Genomic DNA, 6,215 nt, shown 5'->3' with positions numbered 1-6,215 from the left:
AGCCGCCAGCAGCAGCGTGGATCTGAACTTCATGTTCGCTCCCCTCAACGTCGCCAATTGGCAAGGCTTGCAGTCTGTGCCTGCGGGGCAGCAGGCGACATCCTATGAACTTGGGGGCCCATGCCGGTGCGGCGCCGGCATTGGCAGCCGGCCGCCGCCGCGCCCACAATGCCACGTCCGGCGTGCCGGACCTGTGAGGGTGCCGACCGCCATGCCAGAGCTCGTGTTCGATCGATTCGTGCTGGACACCGACCAGCGTCTGCTGCTGCATGAGCAGCAGGCGGTGGAGCTGCAGCCGCTGGTGTTCGACCTGCTGACCTTCCTGGCGCGCCGGCCGCGCAAGGTGATCTCCAAGGCCGAGCTGCTGCCGGCCGTGTGGCGCAGCAGCTTCGTCACCGACAGCGTGGTGGCCCGCGCGGTGATGAAGGCGCGCCGTGCGCTGCTGGACGATGCCCAGGAGCCGCGGCTGCTGCGCACCGTGCCGCGCGTGGGCTACCTGCTGGACGCCGACGTGCTGGAGCGGCCCGGCCGCGCCGCCCGCCCGCCCGCGGTGCCCGCCGCCATCGCAGGGCAGGGCGCCGCCCGCGCCCGCTTGGCGCTGTTGCCGGTGGAAGACCTGACCGCCAACCCCGCGCTGCGCTGGGTGTCGCAAGGGCTGATGGGCCTGCTGCACCAGTGGCTGCAGGCCACCGGCCACTTCAGCCTGGCGCCGCTGGCCGAGGTGCAGACGGTGTGCGCGCGGCTGGCACCGGCCGACGACGCGATGGCCGCGCTGTGCACCAGCCTGGGCGCGGCGCAGGCGCTGCGCTGCCAGCTGGCCTGGGCCGATGACGGCTTTTGCCTGCGTGCCTGGCGCGGCAGCCAGGCGCCCGGCCAGCCGGTGTTCGAGGCGCACGGCGACGACGTGATCCAGCTGACCCGCCGGCTGGCCGACCAGCTCGACCCGGCGCCGGCCCCGGCATCCACGCCCGCACCCACACCCACGCCAACCCCCCACCCCGCGCCGCCCGACAGCTTCTGGCAGCAGCAGCTGGCGATGGTGGTGGACATGCAGCAGTCCGGCCAGGTGGTGCAGGCGCTGGCGCTGCTGGAAACCACCCGGCCCCACGTGCCCGCCACCGACCCATTGACGCTGCTGCATGCGCAGCTGCTGCACCAGTGCAACCGCCCCGACGATGCCTGCCAGGTGCTGGACGCGGCGCTGGCCGCCACCGATCCGCCGCTGCCCGAGCTGATGCGGGTGTCGATGCTGGCCCTGCGCGGCCAGTGCGACTTCGACGCCGACCGCCTGGCCGCCGCCCGCCAGCACCTGGAAGCGGCGCTGGCGCTGTCGGCCCGGGTGCCCGAGGCGGTGGCCCTGCGGCCCGAGCTGCTGGGCCGCACCGCCCGCGTGGCCGGCCGCCAGACCGACACCGTGGCCGCGCTGCAGCTGGCCGAAGCCGCGGTGGAAGAAGCCACGCAGCTGGGCCAGTTGCACATGCAGGCCCGCGCCTGGCTGGTGCTCACCGCGCTGCTGCGCGCGGTCGACCAGCCGCAGCGTGCCGGCCAGGCGCTGGCGCAGGCCATCGACCTGGCCGAGCGCTCGGGCGTGGCCGAGTACCAGGCGCGGGCCTTCCGCTCGCAGGCGGCGCTGCTGGACTACCAGCGCCGCCACCGCGCCGCGCTGGACGCGGTGCGCCGCAGCCTCGCGCTGTGGCTGCGCAGCCCCGACCGTTCGGGCCAGCAATGGACGCAGCTCTTCGAGCTGTGGATCCTGGTGCAGGCCTGCGAGCTGGACGAGGCGCGCCGGGTGGCCGCCGCCGTGGGCAGCCAGCCTGACCTGCTGATCGCGCACCGGGGCTTTCTGCAATACCTGCTGGCGTTGGTGGACTGGCGGCAGGGCCACAGCCTGCCGGCGCTGGAGCGGTTGCGCGCGGTAGCTGCGCGCGCCAGCGCCGCGCGCAGCCTGTTCGGCGTGGTGGCCCATGCCGAGCTGGCCTTCATGGAAATCCACCTCGGCCACCTGGCGCAGGCGCGGGCCGCGCTGGCCGGCGCCGAAGGGCTGCCGCTGGTGGGCGGCCTGCAACGCCGCCAGGCGGCGCTGGCGCTGGCCGAAGGCGACCGGCCCGCAGCCGTCGCGCTGCTGCGCGGCCTGTGGCAGGGCGGCCAGGCGCGCGGTGCCGAGGGGCCGGCCATCCTGGTCGACCTGACCTGGCTGCTGCTGGAAAACGCGCCCGCCCGCTTCGACGACCCCGAGCTGGAAACCCTGTTCGCCCATGTGCTGGACCTGTGCGACGAGCCGCTGGACGTGCGCCTGCTGCGCGCCGCCTACCTGCTGCGCCAGCAGCCCGGCGACCACACGCGCGCCGAATGGGATCAGCTGGTGGCGGATGCACCGGTGCTGCAACGCCGCTGCCCGCTGATGCTCACCCGTTCTTACCGGGAAGCGATGGCCACCCGCACCCCGCCGCGGCTGACGGAGCTGCTCAGCCGCGTGTGCTGGTAGCCCGTGGGCCAAGGCATGCGGCTTGCTCTCCCGCCGCTCGCACCCCGGAGCGCCCCATGCCCAACCCAGAACACCCCACCGTGCTGGTGGTGGACGACGACGTCGACTGCGCCCAGTCCCTCAGCGACCTGCTGGTCGAGCTGGGCTGCCACGTGCTGGTGCGGCACGACGGCCGCTCGGCCCTGGAAGCCGCGGTGGCGCTGCGCCCGGCCCTGATGGTGGTCGACCTGGCGCTGAACACGCAGGTGCAGCAGTGGCCACCGGCCGCCGCGGGCGGCCACTGGGACGACGGCTGCCGGCTGATGAATGCGGTGCGCGACCGGCTGCCCCCCGGCGACCGGCCGGTGATGGTGTGTCTGACCGGCCATGCCGACCCCCGCACCGAACTGGACTGCCTGCAGCAGGGCTTCGACCTGTTCCTGGCCAAGCCGCTGATCCTCGAGGCTCTGCACGAGGTGCTGGCCGTGGCCGCCAGCCGCAGCCGCTGGCAGCCGCCCACCACGCCCGGCGCCCGCCCGCAGCCGGTGCCGCCACCGGGCTGAGCGCAACCGGCGTGCCGCCGCCGGTAACAGGCATCAAGCCGCCGGGGGAACGACCGAAAACGGTGCATGTCTGCAGTACCGCCCTTGGCGCCAACCCCTGCGGCGCCTGCAGAGCCGGGCGCCGCCTGCGCCCATGACGACCACGACCAGGACCACGGCTTTGCCCGCTGGTGCCAGCGCATGCGCTTGCCAGCCTCGCCCGCGGCGTGGCAGGTCTGGCGCAAGGTGGCGGCCTCCCAGGTGCCGCTGCACTACGGAAAGATCGATCTGTAGCCCATGGGCATGCACCACTCCACCGCGCAAAGCCTGGTCGATCGCGTGGCCCTCAAGCGCCGCGGGCTGCTGCGCTGGCTGGTGCTGACCAACCTGGGCGTGGGCCTGCTGCTGGGGGCGCTGGTGTTCGGGGTGCTGCTGTCTTCGCAGCGCACCTACGAAAGCCGCGCCCGCGACATGGCCGAGCGCCTGGCCGGCATCGCGCAGCTCAACATCGCCAGCGAGCTGTCGCAGGTGGATGCGGTGATGCGCGCCACGCTGGACGACCTGCAACGCCGCGGCGGCGTGCAGCACATGCCCGCGGCCGAGGCGCAGGTGCTGCTGAACGACCGGCTGCGGCTGCTGCAGGGCGTCGAATCGCTGCAGCTGGCCGATGCCCAGGGCCGCCTGCGCTGGGGGGCGCCCAGCCTGGACATGGCGCGCATCGACGACCGCGAGTTCTTCCAGCAGGCCATGGCCAGCACCGGCGACCAGGCACTGCTGGCCGGCCCGCTGCGCAGCAGCGGCTCGGGCCGCTGGGTGCTGATGGTGGTGCGGCCGGTGCGCATCGACGGGCGCTTTGCCGGCACCTTGCATGCCACCCTGGGCGTGGACCATTTCGCCCAGCTGTTCAGCCACTACGACCTCAACGCCCGCGACGCCATGGCCTTGCGCACCCAGGGAGACCTGCGCATGGTGGCGCGCCGCTCCCCCGGCGGCGGCCAGCAGGGCGAGGTGGGCACCACCCAGGTCTCGCAGCCGCTGCGCGAAGCCCTGATGCAGGACCCGGCCAGCGGCGCCTTTGTCTCGCAGGTGCCCATCGACGGCGAAACCCGCACCACCGCCTACCGGGCCGTCAGCGGCTGGCCGCTGGTGGTGTTTGCGGGGGTCAACAACCAGCGCTATTTCCAGCCCTGGCGACAGCAGATGCTCAGCGTGTCGCTGGTGGCGGCGCTGGCCTGGGGCCTGATCGCCGCGGCCACCGGGGCGGTGTACCGCTTTGCGCTGCGCGAGGCGGGCGCCATGCAGTCCATCGCCACCCATGTGCAGCAGCAGCAGCGCAGCCAGCAGCGCATCTCCGACCTGCTGCAGGAGCAATCGGCGATGCTCAACAACGACCTGGTGGGCATGATCAAGCTGGAAGACCGGGTGCTGACCTGGCGCAACCGCGCCTTCGAAAGCATGCTGGGCTACGGCGACGGCGAGCTGGCCGGCCGCTCGATGCGCGAGCTGTACCCCGACGAGGCCGAATACGAACGCGTGGGCCGCGAGGCCTACCCGACGCTGGCCACCGGCAGCAACTGCCGGCTGCAGGTGCGCATGCGTTGCAAGAACGGCCAGTGCCTGTGGGTGGACCTCAACGGCATGCCGCTGACCGGCACCGAGAGCTTCTGGATGGCGGTGGACGTGACCGCCACCCGCCAGATGCACGAAACCCTGCAGCACGCCGCCTTCCACGACGTGCTGACCCAGCTGCCCAACCGCGCGCTGCTGCTGCAGCGGCTGCAGCACAGCCTGGCGCAGCCGCGCCAGGCCGCCGAAGAGGTGGCGGTGTGCTACCTCGACCTGGACGGTTTCAAGGCCGTCAACGACGCGCTGGGCCACGACGCGGGCGATGCGCTGCTGGTGCAGCTGGCCCGCCGCATGGCGGGCCAGGTGCGCGACAGCGACACCGTCGCCCGCATCGGCGGCGACGAGTTCGTGGTGGTGCTGGGCCCGATGCCGGCCGACGACTGGCGGCGGGTGCTGGACCGGGTGGCCGAGGTGGTCAACCAGCCCGTCACCCTGGGCGATGGCCGCACGGTGCGCGTGGGCGCCAGCGTGGGCGTGTCGGTGGCCAGTGCGCTGCGCTCGGGCAGGGCGGCCAACGACGACCGGTCGCCGCGGGTCGTCAGCCCCGCGGAACTGCTGAGCCAGGCCGACCAGGCCATGCTGGCCGCCAAGCGCGCCGGCAAGGGCCGCTGGCGGCTGGCCGACGGTGCGCCGCCGATGGTGGCCAGCCAGGGCTGAAACGTCTTGCCAGCCTTGCCGCGGTAGCGGTACCAGCTGCCTACAATCCGGCGCATGTCCGCCGCCACGGCTTCCCCCAAACGCAGCCGCCGCCGCAGCGGCGCCGTCACCCTGCACGACGTGGCCCGCCTGGCCGAGGTCGCGCCCATCACCGCCTCGCGCGCCCTCAACACGCCCGACCGGGTGTCGCCCGAGGTGCTGCAGCGGGTGACCGACGCGGTGCGCCGCACCGGCTACGTTCCCAACCTGCTGGCCGGCGGCCTGGCCTCCACCCGCAGCCGCCTGGTGGCAGCGGTGGTGCCCACCATCGCCGGGCCGGTGTTTCTGCAGACCATCCAGTCGCTCACCGCGGCGCTGGAAGCCCACGGCTACCAGCTGATGCTGGGCCAGACCGGTTATGTGGACAGCCGCGAGGACGCGCTGCTGGAAGCCATCATCGGCCGCCGGCCCGACGGCATCGTGCTCACCGGCATCATGCATTCGGCCCATGGGCGCCAGCGGCTGCTGGCCGCCGGCATTCCGGTGGTGGAAACCTGGGACCTGACGCCCACGCCCATCGACATGCTGGTGGGTTTTTCGCACGTGGAGGTGGGCCGCGCGGTGGCCGCCTTCCTGCACTGCCGGGGGCGACGACGGCTGGCGGTGGTGGCCGGAGACGATGAACGATCGGCGCGGCGGCACGCGGCCTTTCGCCAGGCGGCGGTGGCGCTGGGCCTGCCCGAGCCCGCGCTGGTGACGGTGCCTGCGCCCACCACGCTGGGCAGCGGCCGCGGGGCGCTGGCGCAGCTGCTGGCGGCGGAGCCGGCGGTGGACGCGGTGTTCTGCAGCTCCGATCTGCTGGCGCTGGGCGTGCTCACCGAAGCGCAGGCCCGTGGGCTGGACGTGCCCAGGCAGCTGGCGGTCATGGGCTTCGGCGACCTCGAATT

Annotated in this window: 5 protein-coding genes; all 5 read left to right on the top strand. The window is 73.3% G+C overall.

The window, feature by feature from the left end; genetic code table 11:
• Positions 1-211: 211 nt before the first annotated feature.
• On the top strand, positions 212-2,485 hold the full coding sequence (locus ABNT58_RS11460) for a winged helix-turn-helix domain-containing protein (RefSeq protein WP_348753607.1): 2,274 nt from the start codon (positions 212-214) through the stop codon (positions 2,483-2,485).
• A gap of 56 nt (positions 2,486-2,541) precedes the next feature.
• A complete protein-coding gene (locus ABNT58_RS11455; RefSeq protein WP_348753606.1) occupies positions 2,542-3,027 on the top strand; it encodes a response regulator in 486 nt (161 codons plus the stop codon).
• An 84-nt stretch (positions 3,028-3,111) separates the two neighbouring features.
• Entirely contained in the window at positions 3,112-3,300 is a 189-nt protein-coding gene (locus tag ABNT58_RS11450) for a hypothetical protein (RefSeq protein ID WP_348753605.1), read from the top strand.
• A gap of 3 nt (positions 3,301-3,303) precedes the next feature.
• Positions 3,304-5,289 carry a diguanylate cyclase gene (locus ABNT58_RS11445; RefSeq protein WP_348753604.1) on the top strand — a complete coding sequence of 662 codons (1,986 nt, stop codon included), beginning with the start codon at positions 3,304-3,306 and terminating at the stop codon, positions 5,287-5,289.
• Between the two features lie 54 nt (positions 5,290-5,343).
• Positions 5,344-6,215, top strand: an 872-nt coding sequence (locus tag ABNT58_RS11440) for a LacI family DNA-binding transcriptional regulator (RefSeq protein ID WP_348753603.1), incomplete at its 3' end; no start/stop codon positions are given.

It is taken from the genome of uncultured Aquincola sp. (genome assembly GCF_964001545.1).
Classification (GTDB): Bacteria; Pseudomonadota; Gammaproteobacteria; order Burkholderiales; family Burkholderiaceae_C; genus Aquincola.
This window is presented reverse-complemented; position numbering and strand designations above follow the sequence as displayed.

Coding starts and splice junctions, on each gene's coding strand:
- ABNT58_RS11455 (WP_348753606.1), top strand. CDS start 2,542: ATGCCCAACCCAGAACACCCCACCGTGCTGGTGGTGGACGACGACGTC.
- ABNT58_RS11460 (WP_348753607.1), top strand. CDS start 212: ATGCCAGAGCTCGTGTTCGATCGATTCGTGCTGGACACCGACCAGCGT.
- ABNT58_RS11445 (WP_348753604.1), top strand. CDS start 3,304: ATGGGCATGCACCACTCCACCGCGCAAAGCCTGGTCGATCGCGTGGCC.